The organism is Leisingera sp. (assembly GCF_982940295.1).
The window spans coordinates 13659-29672 of the sequence record NZ_CEYXRG010000033.1; the positions used below are offsets into that span (position 1 = coordinate 13659).

Annotated in this window: 16 protein-coding genes; 2 read left to right on the forward strand and 14 right to left on the reverse strand. The window is 63.8% G+C overall.

What is annotated here, in order from left to right; genetic code table 11:
- Nucleotides 1-25: 25 nt before the first annotated feature.
- The 4 genes from AC4HIX_RS20000 to AC4HIX_RS20015 form a co-directional block, all read right to left on the reverse strand.
- Complete coding sequence (locus AC4HIX_RS20000) at nt 26-526, reverse strand: universal stress protein (RefSeq protein ID WP_475053687.1); 501 nt, start codon at nt 524-526, stop codon at nt 26-28.
- Nucleotides 527-542: 16 nt separating this feature from the next.
- On the reverse strand, nt 543-1883 hold the full coding sequence (locus tag AC4HIX_RS20005; RefSeq protein WP_490400263.1) for a TRAP transporter large permease: 1341 nt from the start codon (nt 1881-1883) through the stop codon (nt 543-545).
- A gap of 19 nt (nt 1884-1902) precedes the next feature.
- The gene (locus tag AC4HIX_RS20010; protein WP_475053691.1) at nt 1903-2439 is read right to left on the reverse strand and encodes a TRAP transporter small permease; all 537 of its coding nucleotides are present in this window, start codon (nt 2437-2439) and stop codon (nt 1903-1905) included.
- 70 nt (nt 2440-2509) lie between these two features.
- Nucleotides 2510-3523 (reverse strand): TRAP transporter substrate-binding protein, encoded by a 1014-nt coding sequence (locus tag AC4HIX_RS20015; RefSeq protein ID WP_475053693.1) that lies wholly within the window; start codon nt 3521-3523, stop codon nt 2510-2512.
- A gap of 168 nt (nt 3524-3691) precedes the next feature.
- On the opposite strand from AC4HIX_RS20015, the gene AC4HIX_RS20020 reads away from it, so the two are divergent.
- A complete protein-coding gene (locus tag AC4HIX_RS20020; protein WP_475053694.1) occupies nt 3692-4627 on the forward strand; it encodes a LysR family transcriptional regulator in 936 nt (311 codons plus the stop codon).
- A gap of 33 nt (nt 4628-4660) precedes the next feature.
- On the opposite strand, the gene AC4HIX_RS20025 is transcribed toward AC4HIX_RS20020, so the two are convergent.
- On the reverse strand, nt 4661-5110 hold the full coding sequence (locus AC4HIX_RS20025; protein ID WP_475053696.1) for an Lrp/AsnC family transcriptional regulator: 450 nt from the start codon (nt 5108-5110) through the stop codon (nt 4661-4663).
- 518 nt (nt 5111-5628) lie between these two features.
- On the opposite strand from AC4HIX_RS20025, the gene AC4HIX_RS20030 reads away from it, so the two are divergent.
- Nucleotides 5629-7875 carry a methyl-accepting chemotaxis protein gene (locus AC4HIX_RS20030; protein ID WP_490400264.1) on the forward strand — a complete coding sequence of 749 codons (2247 nt, stop codon included), beginning with the start codon at nt 5629-5631 and terminating at the stop codon, nt 7873-7875.
- Here AC4HIX_RS20030 and AC4HIX_RS20035 read toward each other — a convergent pair.
- The 9 genes from AC4HIX_RS20035 to AC4HIX_RS20075 all read right to left on the reverse strand — a co-directional run.
- Nucleotides 7845-8414 carry a transposase gene (locus tag AC4HIX_RS20035; RefSeq protein ID WP_475053699.1) on the reverse strand — a complete coding sequence of 190 codons (570 nt, stop codon included), beginning with the start codon at nt 8412-8414 and terminating at the stop codon, nt 7845-7847. The genes AC4HIX_RS20030 and AC4HIX_RS20035 overlap by 31 nt on opposite strands.
- On the reverse strand, nt 8414-9055 hold the full coding sequence (locus tag AC4HIX_RS20040) for an IS110 family RNA-guided transposase (protein ID WP_475053701.1): 642 nt from the start codon (nt 9053-9055) through the stop codon (nt 8414-8416). Before AC4HIX_RS20040 ends, AC4HIX_RS20035 begins: the two co-directional genes overlap by 1 nt.
- 407 nt (nt 9056-9462) lie before the next feature.
- A complete protein-coding gene (locus tag AC4HIX_RS20045; protein WP_490400265.1) occupies nt 9463-10437 on the reverse strand; it encodes an oligopeptide/dipeptide ABC transporter ATP-binding protein in 975 nt (324 codons plus the stop codon).
- The gene (locus AC4HIX_RS20050; RefSeq protein WP_475053705.1) at nt 10407-11390 is read right to left on the reverse strand and encodes an ABC transporter ATP-binding protein; all 984 of its coding nucleotides are present in this window, start codon (nt 11388-11390) and stop codon (nt 10407-10409) included. Before AC4HIX_RS20050 ends, AC4HIX_RS20045 begins: the two co-directional genes overlap by 31 nt.
- On the reverse strand, nt 11387-12274 hold the full coding sequence (locus AC4HIX_RS20055; protein WP_475053706.1) for an ABC transporter permease: 888 nt from the start codon (nt 12272-12274) through the stop codon (nt 11387-11389). Before AC4HIX_RS20055 ends, AC4HIX_RS20050 begins: the two co-directional genes overlap by 4 nt.
- A gap of 1 nt (nt 12275) precedes the next feature.
- Nucleotides 12276-13196, reverse strand: a complete 921-nt coding sequence (locus tag AC4HIX_RS20060; protein ID WP_475053707.1) for an ABC transporter permease — start codon at nt 13194-13196, stop codon at nt 12276-12278.
- Between the two features lie 101 nt (nt 13197-13297).
- Nucleotides 13298-14845, reverse strand: coding sequence for an ABC transporter substrate-binding protein (locus AC4HIX_RS20065; protein WP_475053710.1), 1548 nt, complete (start codon nt 14843-14845; stop codon nt 13298-13300).
- Nucleotides 14846-14934: 89 nt separating this feature from the next.
- A complete protein-coding gene (locus AC4HIX_RS20070) occupies nt 14935-15564 on the reverse strand; it encodes an RraA family protein (protein WP_475053711.1) in 630 nt (209 codons plus the stop codon).
- A 121-nt stretch (nt 15565-15685) separates the two neighbouring features.
- A partial coding sequence (locus tag AC4HIX_RS20075; protein WP_490400266.1) for a RidA family protein occupies nt 15686-16014 on the reverse strand: 329 nt, incomplete at its 5' end.

Sequence of the window (16014 nt, forward strand, 5' to 3'; positions counted from 1 at the left end):
AAGGGGTGGCCGCTCGCGAACAGGGTCAGACGTCCTCGCCATTCTGGTAAGGCACCACCAGCGTCGGGATCTGCGACCGGCGCAGGACCCGCTTGGCCACAGTACCCAGGAAGGTGTGGGAAAACCCGTGGTCATGAGCGCCGAGCACAATCAGATCGCAGCCCAGCTCGACCGAGCGGCGCAGGATAACCTCCGCCGGGTGGCCGTCGGTCACCTCGACCGAGGTGACCTGATCGCGGATCCTGGCGTCATCGCCCTCGAAGGCCGCCCAGAACCGGGCCTGGCGTTCGGCCAGCACCTGCTTGACCATCTCGTGCCGCCGCTTGGCCGCAGTTTTGCGGGTTTCGTCGTTCAGCACGAACATCTCAAAGGTAATGCGGGCGTCCTCTGAGATCGGCTCATTCACGTGCAGCACATGAATTTCCGCCCCCGTCGCGTGCGCCAGACTTGCCGCATGGCGCAGTGCTAAGGTGGAGTTGTGCGACAGGTCGGTGGCAAACAGGATGCTGGTGATCATCGGTGTCATGTCTGTTCCTTTCCCATCAATAGCCAAACAGCCGCGGCAGCCACAGCGAGATTTCCGGGAAGAAGGCGATGATGAAGATCGCAATCGTGTTCACTGCGGCAAAGGGCAGGGCGCGCAGCGAGATCGTCTCGATCGATATATTCGAGATCCCTGAGGCAATGAACAGGTTCTCCCCCAAAGGAGGCGTCTGGAAACCGATGCCCAGGGTGCAGACCATCACCACCCCGAAGTGGATCGGGTCAATTCCGACCGAATAGGCCACCGGCAGCATCACCGGCACCAGGATCAGGATCGTCGCCAGGGTCTCCATGAACATGCCGACAAACAGCAGGAAAAAGATGATCAGCGCCCAGATGACATAGAGGTTTTGGGTGAAGCCCAGCATCGACTCCGCAATCAGCGCCGGGATCTGGTTTTCGACCAGCAGGCGGCCGAACACGGTGGCGGTGAACAGGATCAGCAGCACACGGCCTGTCAGCCAGGTCGTGGCCTCCAGCGATTGGAACAACGACGACCAGGTCAGCTCGCGGTAAATGAAGACGCCAATAACAAGAGTGTAAAAGATCGCGACGATCGCTGCTTCGGTCGGTGTGAAAAAGCCGGTGTAGATACCGCCCAGGATCACCAGCGGCGCCATCAACGACCAGAATCCGCGGTACATTTCGCACATCACGTTGCGCACCGACCAGCCGTCAGCAGAGCCTTTGTAGCCGCGCTTCTTGGACATCACGAAATTCATGATCAGCAGGCTGGTGGCGATCAGGAAGGCCGGGACAAAGCCCGCGATGAACAGTTTCGAGATCGAGACCGACTGGAAGGTGCCGAATTTCTCCACCGCCTCCGGCGGCGGCGCCATGCCAAGCGCTGCGATCCCGAAGATCACCATCGGGATCGATGGCGGGATGATGATGCCGAGGCCGCCCGATGACGCGGTCACGGCAGAGGCATAGCCGCGCTCGTACCCGCGGTTGATCATGGCCGGGATCATCAGCATGCCCACAGCCGCGGTGGTCGCCGGGCCGGAGCCGGAGATCGCGCCGAAGAACAGGCAGGCCATCACGGTGGCGGCGGAAATTCCGCCTGTGAACGGACCGGCCAGGCTTTCGGCCACATTGATCAGGCGTTTGGAGATCCCCGCCGCCTCCATCAGCGCACCGGCAAGGATGAAGGCGGGCAGCGCCATCAGCGGGAAGGACCCGACTGAGGTGAAGGCGATCTGCACGAATTTGATCGGGTTTTCGTCCAGGTAGAGGAAAGACAGCAGCGAGGACACCCCCAGCGCAACGGTGATCGGGGCACCGAGCAACAGAAGCAGCAGAAATGATCCAAACAGGATCGTGACGATTTCGGTTTCCATTATCTTATCCCTCCCTTGATCACACGCGGCCTTCCGCGCCAGCGGCGGCCTTGATTTCATCAAGGTCGATCTGGTCGGGATCGTGGATTTCTTCGCCACGGATCAGTTTCCGGTAGTTCACCTGCAGGATGCGGATAGTCATCAGCGTGAACGCGATGGGGAGCACCATGTAGATATATTTCATCTCGATGCCCAAGGTCTGCGACTTCCAGAACTTGTTCATCTTGTTGAAGACGAAATCGGTCGCCAGCCACAGGAAATAGCAGTTGAAGAACAGCCAGAACAGGTCGGCGAAAGCTTCAATGTATTTGATCCAGCCCGCCGGCAGGAATTTGAACTGGAAGGTGACCCGGTTGTGCGCGCCTTTCAGCGCCGCGTATGAAGCACCAAAGTAGACAAACCAGACAAACATGTAGACCGAGAGCTCCTCGATCCAGGAAAACGAGTGCCCGAACACCTCGCGCGAGATGATCTGCACAAACAGCAGAATGACAAAGCCGGACAGCAGTAAGCGGCAGATATAGCTTTCTAGATTGTCCAGGAACTTCCAGAACATGATGGTCTCCTCCCCTGTGCGGAGCAGCGCGCGAACGCTGCCCCGTTGTTCGTTTGGATGTGCCGGAGGCTTACTGGACCGGGTCGCGGCCGATGGCGGTCAGCACCGCGTTCAGCTTTTCGACACCACCGATGGAGTCGTAGAACTGCGGCCAGACGGCGCCAGTGGCCAGCTCAATAAACTCGGCCTCATCGTTTTCGGGGTCAACGATTTCCATGCCCTTGGAGATCAGCTCTTCCTTGATCGCGGCCTCGGAGTCGCGCAGGAACTGGGCCGATTTCAGGGTAGCTTCCTTGCCTGCGTCCAGGATCATCTGCTGATCTTCCTCGCTCAGCCCCTGGAACACGGCCTCGGACACGATCAGCGGCTCGATCGAGAAAATGTAGCGCAGGTTGGTGACGTGATCCTGCACCTCATAGAACTTCATCGCGTTGATGGTCATGTAGGGGTTGTCCTGACCGTCAACCACTTTGGTTTGCAGGCCAGTAAAGGTCTCGGACCAAGCCATCGGGGTCGGGTTGATGCCCCAGGACTTGTAGGTTTCGATCATGATCTCGTTCTTGGGAACACGGATCACCAGGTCCTGCAGGTCGGCGACAGAGGTCACCGGCTTCTTGGAGTTGGTCAGGCGGCGGAAGCCGGTGTAGGTCCAGGCGATGATGCGCACGCCGGCATCGCGCAAGGTGTTTTCTGTCAGCTCCTGACCGATAGGGCCTTGGGTCAGGGTTTCAGCGTCTTCCAGCGACAGGATCACATAGGGCAGGGTGAACACGCCCACGGTCGGGGAGAACGGGGTGACGTTGTTGATCGCCAGCAGCGACATGTCCAAGGTGCCGATCGCCGCTTCATTCACGGTGTCCTGTTCTGAGCCCAGCTGGCCGTTCAGAAACAGGGTCGCGCTGTGCTCACCGCCGGATTTTGCTTCCAGCGCCTCGATAAAGAACTTCCCGGTGGCTTCCTGCGGGCTGCCGGCGCTGTCGCCGACAGCGATCTTGAAGTTCTTGGCGGATACCGCACCGGCGGTCAGCAACGCGGCGGCAGAAACGGCTGCGGTCAGCGTGCAGACCTTCTTGAGAAATGACATAACTTCCTCCCGTATTGTCATTCTGGGGCCCAAGGTGCGCGCTGGCCCGCCCTCCACAGCGTGATTGCCAGTCCGATCCGTCCTTGGTCTGCGGGAAGCTACATTGCGTTTTATGTTTCTAGAATGTAAACTTTTGAAAGCAAAGTTTCACATATATCGAACTTAGGTATGAACCGGAAATCACACGTCAAACATGTTGCTGATGCCGACTTGAAACTGTTGCGGGTGTTCAAGGCAGTGGCAGAAAGCGGCGGGCTGGCTGCCGCGGAAACCGAGCTGAATATCGGTAAATCAACGATCTCCAAATACATCGCCGACCTGGAACTGCGGCTGGACCTGAAACTGTGCAACCGCGGTCCGGCGGGGTTTTCGCTGACCGATGATGGCATCAAGGTCCTGAAATCCGCCGAGGGCCTGCTGACCTCGGTGGCGGATTTCCGCGCCGAAGTGAATGAAATCAAGCAGCAGCTGGCTGGCACCATCCGGATTGCACTGTTCGACCAATGCGCCTCCAATCCGGAAGCCTTTGTCCCGGGTGGTATCCGCGACTTCAACAAGGCCGCCCCCTCGGTCGAGATCGAACTGTCGCTGGAGCCGCCCAACCTGATCGAGACCAAGGTGATCGGCGGTCAGCTCGACATCGGCATCCTGGCGCTGCACCGGCCATCGCCCAGCCTGGACTACATGCCGCTCTATGGAGAAAACATGTTTCTCTACTGCGGCAAGGGGCATCCGTTTTTTGATTGCGACCACACCAGCTTGGGGCTGCGGGACGTGCAAGCGATGAACTATGCAGGCATCCGGGTGAACTCGCCGAACCTGCACGTCGGGCAAAAGCTGGGGTTCCGCCGCGCCGCCAAGGTGCAGAACGAACAGGCGCTGGCAATCCTGATTATGTCGGGCAGCTATCTGGGGTTCCTGCCGGACCACCTGGCGGCAGGATTTGTCCGCAACGGGCTGATGAGGAAGGTGCTGCCGGACGAGGCCTTTTACCGCAGCCAATTCGCCGCAGTCACCCGCAAGCGCCCTGCGGTGAACCGCATCACCAAACTGTTCCTCGACACATTGGTTGCTGCACATTCCCGGCCGGCGGCGGATCTCTGAGGCGAATTTGACCCGGTACGGCGCCACCCAGGCCTAGATGATATCCAGGGACACCTTGACCCGGTCCATCACCACCGAGGAGGTGAAGCGGCTGACGTTGGACTCGTCAAAGAAAAACTCTTGGGTAAAGGCTTCGTATTCCTTGATGTCCTTGACGATGACCACCAGGATGAAATCCGCCTCGCCGGTGGTGTAGTAGCACTGCTGCACCTGCTTTGCCTTGCGCATCTTGCGCTTGAAAGCATCAAGATGCATCCGGCTTTCCCGCTCCAGCACCACCTGCACGATCACCGTCATCTCCCGCCCCAGCCGGGCCGGGGAGAGGATGGCGATTTCCCTCTCGATCACACCGGTGTCGCGCAGCTTCTTCAGCCGTTTCTGAACTGCGGGCGCTGACAGCCCGACCTCGTGGCTGATGGCCTCGGCGGTCAGTTGAGCGTTGCACTGGATCAGCCGCAAAATGTCGTGGTCTTTGTCATCCATGGCCGAGTTTTCATCCGGCAAGGCGTATTTGACAACTTGTTTCGTCGATTTCTCCTGCAATTTTGAGGGCTTCCGGCGCGGCCAACCGTTAAGTTTTTCAATTGCAGGCGGCTTGGACCGGCCTCACCAGCAATTCCGAGTACAAATTGCATCGGGGCAAGGAGCTGCCAGAAGATTACTCCAGCACCGTTTCAATCGCTAGTCTCCGGTCAAACCTCACCGGCTCGTTTCTGCAAGATCATGGAATATGAATATGTTCAGCACAGCTGATTTGCGTCATCAAATTTCCCGCGGTTTCAATACATGCAGACAGAATACCTATAAAAATAAAGAAAAGCATCTTCCTGCCTTTAGAACGTTCCAGACTTCAATTTTGCGGCATAATGGAAACGTCAATTCCGGAAAACTTCATTTGCGGTGGCATCGCGGTACACACTTTCTCAGGAATTTCCTGATTAACACTCCTGTATGCGCCCCCGCAGCCGGGGCGTGCCGCCGATTGCAGGAGACTTTCGCCAATGCCCCGGACCACGAAACTGCCGCTGAAACTAAAACTGCCGATGATCATGGTGGCGCTGACGGGCGCGTTCCTCGTCACTGTGTCTCTGCTTGTCTATTCAATGGCGGAGCGCAGCATCCGGGAAAACGCCTTTGCCGCGCAGGAGATTGAGGCCAAGTCCGGGGCCCAGGCACTGGAGTTTTTGATCAAGGCCGCACGCTCCGATGTGTCGAGCCTGGCGGGCCAGCCTGCGGTTTTCCGGGCGATCGGCAATTTCGAGCGGGTGATCGGCATGGTCGAGGAAGACGACCCTATCGCCTATCTGAAACAGACCTATGCGGAGGCAAACCCGCACCCCGCGGACCAGCGGGAGGAGCTGACAGACGCGGGCGACGGAAGCTATTACAACCAATCGCATGTCACCTATCACCCGACCTTCCTGCGAAGCCTGCGCCTCAACGGCTATCAGGATCTCTACCTGATCAGCGCCAAGGGGCAGGTGGTCTATTCGGTAAAGAAGCAGGGTGACTTCCTGACGGACATTCAGCCCGGCGGCAGCAGCGGGCTGGCCCAGGTGTTTCAGGCCGCACTGCAGGCAGAGGCCGGCACCGTGGAAGCCGCAGATTTTGCCGCCTACAGCCACAGCGCAGACGGCGTCGCTGCCTTCATGGCCGCCCCGGTGTTTTCCAAACGCAAGGAGGTGGTCGGGGTGATCGCTGTGCAGCTGGGCACGGCGGGCGTTGTCAACGCCCTGACCAGCAACCTGTCGGGTGGCACCCACCAGAATATCTTTGTCGTCAGCAGCGATGGCCTCGCCCGCAGCCCGTCTTCGGTCGAAGGGCTGTTTCCGGTCCTGCAGTCAATGCCCGACACACCGCAGATCCAGGCCGCGAAGGCCCGGGAAGCTGGCCAATTCGAGGCAGTGGTCTCCTCGCTGGGTGAGCGCGCAATTGCGCTGGTGATGCCGCTGGGCTTGCCGGGGTTTGACTGGTCGCTGGTGCTGGAAACCGATGAGCATACCGCGTTCGCCGTGGTCGAACGGATCCGCCTGACGGCAGCCGGCCTGATCGGCGCGGCGCTGCTGGCGGCCATCGGCGTGTCCTGGCTTGCGGCGCGCAGCGTCACCCGGCCGATCCATGTCCTGCGCGAAGCCACTAATGCGCTGGCGGATAGCAATTACGATACCGCAATCGACGGCCGCGACCGCGGAGACGAGCTGGGCGACCTGGCGCGAAGCCTCGACAGCTTCCGCGGCAAGCTGAAAGACGCGGATGAAGCCGCAGCACGTGAAGTAGAGGCTGCGCGGCATACCGCGGCGGTGGTCGACAGCATGAGCGCAGCGCTGTCCGAACTGCAGCGCGGCAACCTGGCCTGCGACATCCAGGCCCCGTTTGCGGGCCAGTACGAAGCGCTGCGGGAGAACTTCAACCGCAGCCTCGACAAACTCCGCAGTTCGATGGCTCAGGTTGTTGGCGCCGCTGAGAACGTCGGGCGTTTCTCCGAAGAGCAGCGCGGCGCCGCCACGGAAATGGCGCATCGCACCGAAAGCCAGGCAGCCACCCTGGAGGAAACCGCAGGCGCCATCCGCGATCTGACGGAGGGCATTCGCTCCACCGCGGAGCGGGCGGGCAAAATGGACGAAACCATGCGCGGCGCCCGCAGCGAAGCGGAGCAAAGCACTGAGGTTGTGACGTCAGCCGTGGAAGCAATGGATCAGATCCAGGAAGCGTCTTCGGAAATTTCCAAGATCATCAACATGATCGACGACATTGCTTTCCAGACCAACCTGCTGGCGCTGAACGCGGGTGTCGAAGCTGCAAGGGCGGGACCGGCAGGCGCCGGGTTTGCGGTGGTCGCCTCCGAAGTTCGGGCGCTGGCACAGCGCGCTTCCAACGCGGCGGGGCAGATCAAGGGGCTGACCAGCGCCAGCGAAGAGCACGTGGCCAACGGAGTGTCGATGGTCGGCCGCGCCGGCGACGCTTTGACCAGCATCATCGAGCAGGTGTCGGCGGTGTCTGGCCTGGTCACGGATATTGCTGACGGCGTGCGCGCCCAGTCCCGCGGGCTGGAGAAGATTGATGGCGCCATGCATCAGCTCGACAGCATGACCCAGCAGAATGCGGCCATGGCGGAAGAAGCCGCCGCCGCCAGCCAGCTGCTGCAGAATGAATCGCACAGCCTGACCGGAATTGTCGGCAGCTTCGACCTCGGCGGCGCCAATCCGGCAGCTGCTCGTCACGCGGCCCCGCAACGGCTGAGCGCCTGATCAGCACGAGCGCCAGCAGCCGGTGCGCCTTTGTTCCAGGTGCATAGTGCCAAGGGAAGCTGCTGGCGCCTTTCCCCGGACTGATTTAGAACCGGTGTCAGCCCCAAGACCGGGCCAACCGCTCGCGACCTTCGAAAGCGAGCCGGGATATCAATGATGCTGACGAAGGCAAGCGAACTCACCGCCCCAACTCCTGGGAATGTCATCAGGCGCATGCAAACGGTGTCTCCCATCGCGATTTTCACAACCTCGCGGTGCAGTTTGGCGAAGCCCTCACTGAGTTGGCGCCTTGCCGCGAGCAAGACGCAGATCACCTTCTCCAGTTCCGGCAGTTCCGCGACAAGTTCCAGGACGCGGCCTCCGAACTTCCCTCTGCCGACGATACCGACCTTGAGACCGAAGTTGCCGCCTGTTGTGATCTGCCGCGGCACCATGCCGAACCATGCGGCGAGATCACACCGCTTACCAAAGCTGCTACCCGTGCCGACGGCTGCCACAAGTGCCGTCGCGATCGTGGGACCGATGCCGGGGATCTCCATCAGCCTCTGCATATCAGCATCCGTCCTGGCCAGCGCCTTGATTTCGGCATCGATGCTGCGACCCGATCATTGATTACGTCCAGTTCGGACGCCATGTCAGTCACGAGCAGGAGCATTCGGGGTGAAAGATCGGCAGCGCCCTCTGCGGCCAATCTAGCCAGTTCCTTTTGGAAGACATGGCGCCCTGTTCCTACCCGGATACCGCGCTCCACAAGGAAACCGCGGCCTTGGTTGATCAAACGCGTCCTGTCTGACACCAAGCGCTCCCGATCACGGTGCAGGGCTTGAAGATCAAGCTGCTCTTCGGATTTGATTGCAACGAATGACATCGTCGGACGCGTCGCGGCTTCGGCAATGGCCTCCGCATCACGGTCATCGTTCTTGTGAACATTCACATAAGGCGGGACATACAGAGGCGGCATCAACCGAGGTTCATGCCCCTTATGAAGGCAGAAGCGCCCGATGTGATGCGCCCCGCCGCAAGCTTCCAACGCAACGACGCAGGGCGGAAGCGTGTCAAGAAAGTCCAGCAGCCGATGCCGCTGGAGGCGTTTGCGGAACACGACCGCTCCCGCTTCATCCAGCCCGGCAAGACTGCAAACGGTCTTGCCCCAATCAATGCCCAGAACCTTGATGTCCATCAGATGCTCCTCTCTCCACCTATACCCGAGACGGTAGCAGCGAGTTGGTAGGAAGGCAGTTCATCCCATTAGTTCATCCAGAGGCTGTCATAAGCAGTCAGGCTCCTTGCCTCGGAAGTTTTGGCGAGAACGGTTCTGAAGACTATTCTGGAAAGCGCACTTATCGCTCAGGACCTGGGCACAAAGGGACCCGCTGGAGCCTTCAAAGCGGCCGTTCTACGTTCTGTCCTGACCGCGCGCGGCATTCGATTTTTGTTGCTGGCTTTCTTCTTCCTGAGTGTCGCCTTGAAGATCAGAGACAGGGGGCGCGGCCAAACGGCTTCGCCCTCCGCCGCCCGCCGCACAGAAAGGCAGGCGGGCGGCGTGGCGGCTGCGGCATGGAGTCGGGAGGCGGGGGAGAGGGCGCCTCAGGCCCGGGCGCAGCGCACCAGGGAGCCGCCGCCATCGGCGCGCAGCGTTTGCGGGACGGTGCGGCAACTATCCTCCGCCGCCGGGCAGCGCGGCGCAAAGAGGCAGCCTGGCGTGCGGGCGAAGGGATCGGCCGACGCGGTGCCGAGAAGCTGTTCGGGCAGGCCCGCGGCCGGATCTGGCATCAGCGTCGCGGCTAGCAGAGCCTTGGTGTAGGGATGCTGCGGCGCGGAGAACAGACGGCCGGTCGCGGCCTCCTCCACCTTCTCGCCCAGGTACATCACCGCCACCCGGTCGGCGAGGTGCTCCACCACCGCGAGGTTGTGGCTGACGAAGACCATGGTGAGCCCCAGCTCGCGCTTCAGCTCCAGCAGCAGGTTGATGATCTGCGCCTGCACCGAGACATCCAGCGCCGAGGTCGGCTCGTCGCAGATCAGAACGCGCGGCTTCAGGATCAGCGCCCGCGCGATGGCCGCGCGCTGGCGCTGGCCGCCGGACAGCTCGCTCGGGTAGGCCTCGGCCAGCCGCGACGGCAGGCCCACCAGCTCCATCATCCGCGCGGCCTCCGTCGCGCATCCGCTGCCGCCGTGCAGGGTCAACGGCTGAGCGATGAGCTGGCGGATGCGTTTGACCGGGTTGAGCGAGGCGTTAGGGTTCTGGAACACCGGCTGGATCAGGCGCACACGTTCCGCTGCGGGTAGACTGGTGATCGGGCGTCCCGCGATCTCCACCGTGCCGGCATCGGGCGCGCGCAAGCCCAGCAGGATGCTGACCGCGGTGCTCTTGCCGCAGCCGGATTCGCCGACCAGTCCCAGCGTCTCGCCTTCGGCAACATCGAGGCTGAGGCCGTTGACGGCCACCAGCTCTTCGGGCGGGGAAAACAGCCCGCGCCGTAGCCGGTAGGCCTTGCGGATGCCATCAAGGCGGATCATCGGAGCGGCGGTCATTGGATCACCTCCACAGGATTGACGCACTCGGCAAAGCGGCCGGGGACAGGGGCGTGGCACGGCACCGGGCCCGTGGCGCAGGCGGCTTCGGCACGGCTGCAGCGGCTGCGGAAGGCGCAGCCTTCGATGCCGCCGATCAGCCCCGGCACCCGGCCCGGAATCGCGGGCAGCGGGCTGCCGCGCGGGGTGACGCCCGGCACCGGAATCGCGGCCAGAAGGCCTTGGGTGTAGGGGTGCTGCGGCGCGCGGAACAGCGCGGCCGCGGGCGCGCGCTCGACGATGCGGCCGGCATACATAACCGCCACGCTGCTGGCCGCCGCTGCCACCACGCCAAGGTCATGGGTGATCAGCAGCATGGACAGGCCGAGGTCGGCCTGCAGCTCCTTCAGCAGCGCGAGGATCTGTGCCTGGATGGTGACGTCCAGCGCCGTCGTCGGCTCGTCCGCGATCAACAGCTGCGGTTGCCCCATCAGCGCCATGGCGATCATGATGCGCTGACGCTGACCGCCGGAGAAACCGTGCGGATACTGCCGCAGCCGCGCTTCGGGGTTGGAGAGCCCGACTCGGTCCAGGAGGGTGATCGCGCGGCCCTCGGCCTCGGCGCGGGACAGCGCCTCGCTGCGCATCACGCCCTCGGTCAGTTGGCGGCCGATGGTCAGCGTGGGGTTGAGTGCGCTGGCGGGGTCCTGGAAGATCATCGCCACCGCGCGGCCCCGCATCCGGGCAAGGTGCTTTTGCGGGCGGTGTGTGATGTCCCGGCCTGCGAGCGCGAAGCGGTCCGCGCTCACCTTGGCATAGCGCGGCAGCAGCCCCAAGATCGCGGTCGCGGTCAGCGATTTGCCGCAGCCCGACTCTCCCACCACGCAGAGCGTTTCGCCCCGAGGGATCTGCAGATCGGCGCCGCGCACCACGGTCAGGTCGCCGGCCTCGGTTGGCAGGGTTACTTTCAGGTTACGGATATCCAGTATCAGGTCGCTCATTTGCGTTCAGGCCCCATGATGTCGCGCATGCCGTCGCCAAAGAGGTTCACCGCCAGCACCAGTAGGCACAGCGCAGCACCGGGCAGGGCGATCAGCCAGGGATCGAAGAGGATGTTGTCGCGCCCCTCCGAGATCATCAGCCCCCATGAGGGCGTCGGCGGCCGCACCCCGAGCCCCAGGAAGGAGAGCGCCGCTTCCAGCAGGATCACGTTGGCGGCCTCCAGCGAGACCACGACGAGGATGGTCGCGCGCATGTTGGGCAGGACCTCGAGGAACAGGATGCGGGCGCGGCTGGCGCCGATGGCGTGCAAGCCCTGGATGAACTCCTGGTGCCGGAGGCTTTGCGCTGCGGCCCGTGTCACCACGGCGAAGCGGTCCCACAGCAATAGCCCCAGTACGGTAATCAGCGTGGTGAAAGAGGCGCCGCCAAGCGCCACCGCGGCCAGCGCCACCAGCACGATCGGCAGTGACAGGCGGGTGGTGATGGCAAAGCTGATCACCATGTCGATCCAGCCGCCGAAGTAGCCCGCAAGCAGCCCCAGTGTGATGCCGATTGCACCAGTGACCAGGATGACCCCCAGCGCGACACCCAGTGACACCCGCGCGCCGTAGATCAGCCGGGAGAGGTAATCGCGGCCCAGGTGATCGGTGCCCAAAAGATGCTCCGGCACCGCGCGGTCGTGCCAGAAAGGCGGCAGCAGGCGGCGGCTCAGGTCCTGCGCCACCGGGTCATGCGGGGCGAGCAGCGGCGCCAGAAGGGCAATGGCGGCAATCAGCAGCAGCAGCGTGCCGCCGGTCGCGGCACCGCTGTTGCGGCGCATCCTGCGCCAGACAGACGGGCGCGGCGGCTCCGTGTCCAGCGCGGCGGTATTCAGATCGGCCATGTCAGGAGGCTCCTCTCAGGCGCGGGTCGAGATAGGCGTTCAGGATGTCGGCCAGGGTGGTCAGCAGCACGTAAAGCAGCGCCAGGATCAGGATGATCGCCTGCACCACGGGCAGGTCGCTGCGCAGAAGCGACTCCCAGGCAAGCCGGCCCAGCCCGTTCAGCGCAAAGACGCTTTCGATCACGATGGAGCCGGACAGGAGCTGCCCGAGCTGCACCGCAGACAGTGACACCAGCGGCAGCACCGCGTTGCGCAGCGCGTGGCGCGGGATCACCACCTGCATCGGCAGCCCCTTGGCGCGGGCGGCGCGGATGTAGTCGCTGGCCAGCACGTCGATCATGCCGGAGCGGGTGATGCGCATCAGCTCGGGGATCGCGTAGTAGCTCAGCACCACCACCGGCAGGATATAGCCGCGCCAGCTGTCCGCGCCGGAGATCGGCACCAGCCCGTACCACACCCCAAAGACCACGATCGCCATCAGCCCGAGCCAGAAGCTGGGGATCGCCTGGCCGGAGACCGCGATCACCAGCGCCAGCCGGTCGATCCAGCCGTTGGGCCGCAGCGCCGCCGCCACGCCGAGCGGCAGTGCGATGGCCAGCGCCACCGCGAAGGAGATGAAGCCAAGCGTCAGCGTCACCCCGGCGCGGCCCGCGATGATGCCGGTGACCGGCGTGTTGAAATAGATACTTTGGCCCAGGTCGCCGCTGATCGCGTTGCCGGCCCAGTCCAGGAACTGGATCAGCACCGGCCGGTCGAAGCCATAGGCCTGTCGGATCGCCTCGGCATCCTCAGCCCGCCCGCCGGCGCCTGCGATGGCGATGGCGGGATCGCCGGAAAGGAACATCAGCCCGAAGCTGAGCGCCGACACGGTGAGACAGACGGCGAGCGCCACCAGGAGCCGCTTGCAGATGAAGGATAACATGATCTTTGTCCGATTGGTCGGGTTTGGCCGGATTAGTCCGGGTCTGCGGCGGGCCGCCCCGGGGGACGTCCGCCGCAGTGCCGGAAAGGCGCGCGCGGCGCTTACTTCCAGCCCGCCATCCACCAGCGGGCGAATTCATCCGGATGCGGCGTAAAGTCCAGATCCGGCGACAGCCCGTAGTTGACGTTGAAGTTGTACATCGGCATCCAATAGGCCTCCTCGGCGATCTTCTGCACTGCGCGGGTGTAGTTCTCCTCGCGCACCATGCGGTCCGACGCGGTGTCGGCCTCGCTCAGCCAGCCTGCGACCTCGGTGTCCTGCACCAGATCGTCGGCACCGCCGCCAAAGAAGTTCGACAGGATGAAGGCGCTGTCGCCGATGCCGTAGCTGCCCCAGTTGGAGAAGAAGGCGGGCAGTTCCTTGGCGCGCCACTTGCCGATGCCCGCGACATACTGCTGCTCGTTCAGCTCCAGCGTGACGCCGACCTTGGCGAGATCGGCCGCCACGGCCTCCGCCGTCGGGCGCGGCATCGCGGCAAAGACCATCTCCAGATCGAAGCCCTCGGCATAACCGGCCTCGGCCAGCAGCGATTTCGCTTTTTCCGGGTCGTAGTCATAGCGCGCGACATCCTGCGCACAGCCGAACTGGGCCGGGTTGCAAGGGGTGTTCAGCACTTCCGAGGCGCCGCCGGCAAAGGCCTCCACGATGGCGCCGCGATTGGTGGCATGGATCAGCGCCTGGCGCACGCGCTTGTCGGCAATCGGGCTTTCGCCCTCCAGCGCCTCGGAGGCAAAGCCGACATAGCCGATGCGCATGATCGGCGCGCTCAGCACCTGCACCCGGCCCTCGAGCCGCGCCGCCTGGTCCGGCGGGATGCGCCAGATCCAGTCCAGCCCGCCCGACATCAGCTCGGCGTATTGCGTGTTCATCTCGGGGATCGTGCGCACCACGATACGCCCGATGCCGGCGCCGCTCTTGGGGCTGCCTGCATAGTGGTCCTCGAAGCGCTCCAGCTCGTAGCGAATGCCGGGATCCTGCGCGACCAGGCGGTAGGGGCCGGTGCCCACGGGTTCCGCCGCCATCCCGGCGGAGCCTTCGGCGGTGAACTGCGCGGCCGGGTAGATCGGCAGCGCATCGGCCAGCATCTCCACCGCGCCGGCAAAGGGCTTGGCCATTTTGATGCGCACCTTGTGGTCGTCCAGCTTCTCGACGCTGCCGATCCAGTCCACCGAGATCGAGTAGCGGGTGCCGTAGTCCGGTTCGATCACCCGGCTGAGCGTGGCGACCACGTCATCGGCACTGAACGCCGCGCCATTGTGGAACGTCACCCCCTTGCGCAGGGTGAACTCCATCGTCATCGGATCGGTGAACTCCCAGCTTTCGGCCAGCGCCGGGACGATCTCGCCGGTGTCGAGGTCCTTGTAGAGCAGCCCGTCGTAGATGTGGCGGGCGAGGATCAGCCCCTGGCGGCCCGCGATCTTGTAGGTGTCGAGCGGCTCCGGCTCGGCTGCAAAGGCGACGTTCAGCGTGTCGTCCGCCTTGCCCGCAAGCGCCGGGGCGGCGCAGGCGAGGGTGAGCACGGCGGCGGAGGCGGAGGCGAGCAGGGACAGCCCGCCGCCGACGGGGCGGGAGGAAAATTCAGGTTTCATGGGTCTCTCTGTTGGTTGCAGTGGGGGTCGTATGCGTGCCGGTTTGCCCGGTTCTCGCGCTGGGTATTCAGTGGTTTGGCGGTGGCGGCTCAGCCCCGCGCGGAGCGCCTTCGTGCCGGGGCGGGGCGGGTGATCTCGGCCAGGGTCTCGCCCGCGTCCAGCCGTGCGAGCATCGCGGTCTCGTCGGCCTGCATCTGCCGGGCGCGGTCAAGATGCGCCTCGGCCGCCGCCGGGTCGAGCACCGCAACGCCGCTTTCGTCGGCCAGCACCAGGTCTCCGGGCCGCACCGGCACGCCACCGCAGGTGACGGGAATGTTGACGTCGCCGCCGATGCCGCGCGGCTTGGTGGTGACGGGCGAGCGGCCGCGGCACCAGACCGGGAAGCCCGCCGCGGTGATGGCGCTGCGGTCGGTGATGAAGCCGTCGATCACCGCGCCTGCCACGCCGCGGGCCAGGGCGGCGCGGGTGGTGACCGCGCCCCAGCAGGCGTGGCGCAGGTCGCCGCAGCGGTCGATCACGATCACCTGGCCGCGCTCCGCCTGGGACAGGGCATCGACCAGCGCGGCACCGTCATCGCCATGCAGCCGCACCGTCAGCGCCGGGCCGAGGATGCGCGGCCCGGGCTGCAGCGCCTGCACCGACGGCGCCATGAAGCCGGTATCGAGGAAATGGCCGAGGGTGGCGGTTTCGATGTCCGTGTGGGGAAGTGCTGAGGTCATGCCCGGTCCTGCGCTTTTGCTTGTCCGTGATGATGGCGGCGGCGCGCGGCCAGGGTCAAATAGGCGGGGGTTATGCCAGCCATTACCCCCGCCCTGCCGCCGCGCGGCCCTGACGGGAGGATCAGAGCGCGGCGGTGACGATGAACTCCACCTTGTAGTCCGGGGTTGCCAGCCGGGCTTCGCCGCAGGCCCGCGCGGCCGGGTTCGCGGGGTCGATCCAGGCGTCGTAGACCGCGTTCATCGCGTCGAAGTCGGCCATGTCGGCAAGCCAGATGGTGACCTGCAGCAGCTTGGACTTATTGCTGCCCGCGTCCTCCAGCAGCCGGTCGATCGCGGTGAGGCAGTCGCGGGTCTGTGCGGCCGCATCGGCGCCGGGGGTGCCGACCTGTCCTGCGAGGTAGACGGTTTCGCCATGAATGACGGCCTGGCTCATGCGCGGGCCGGGGTGAA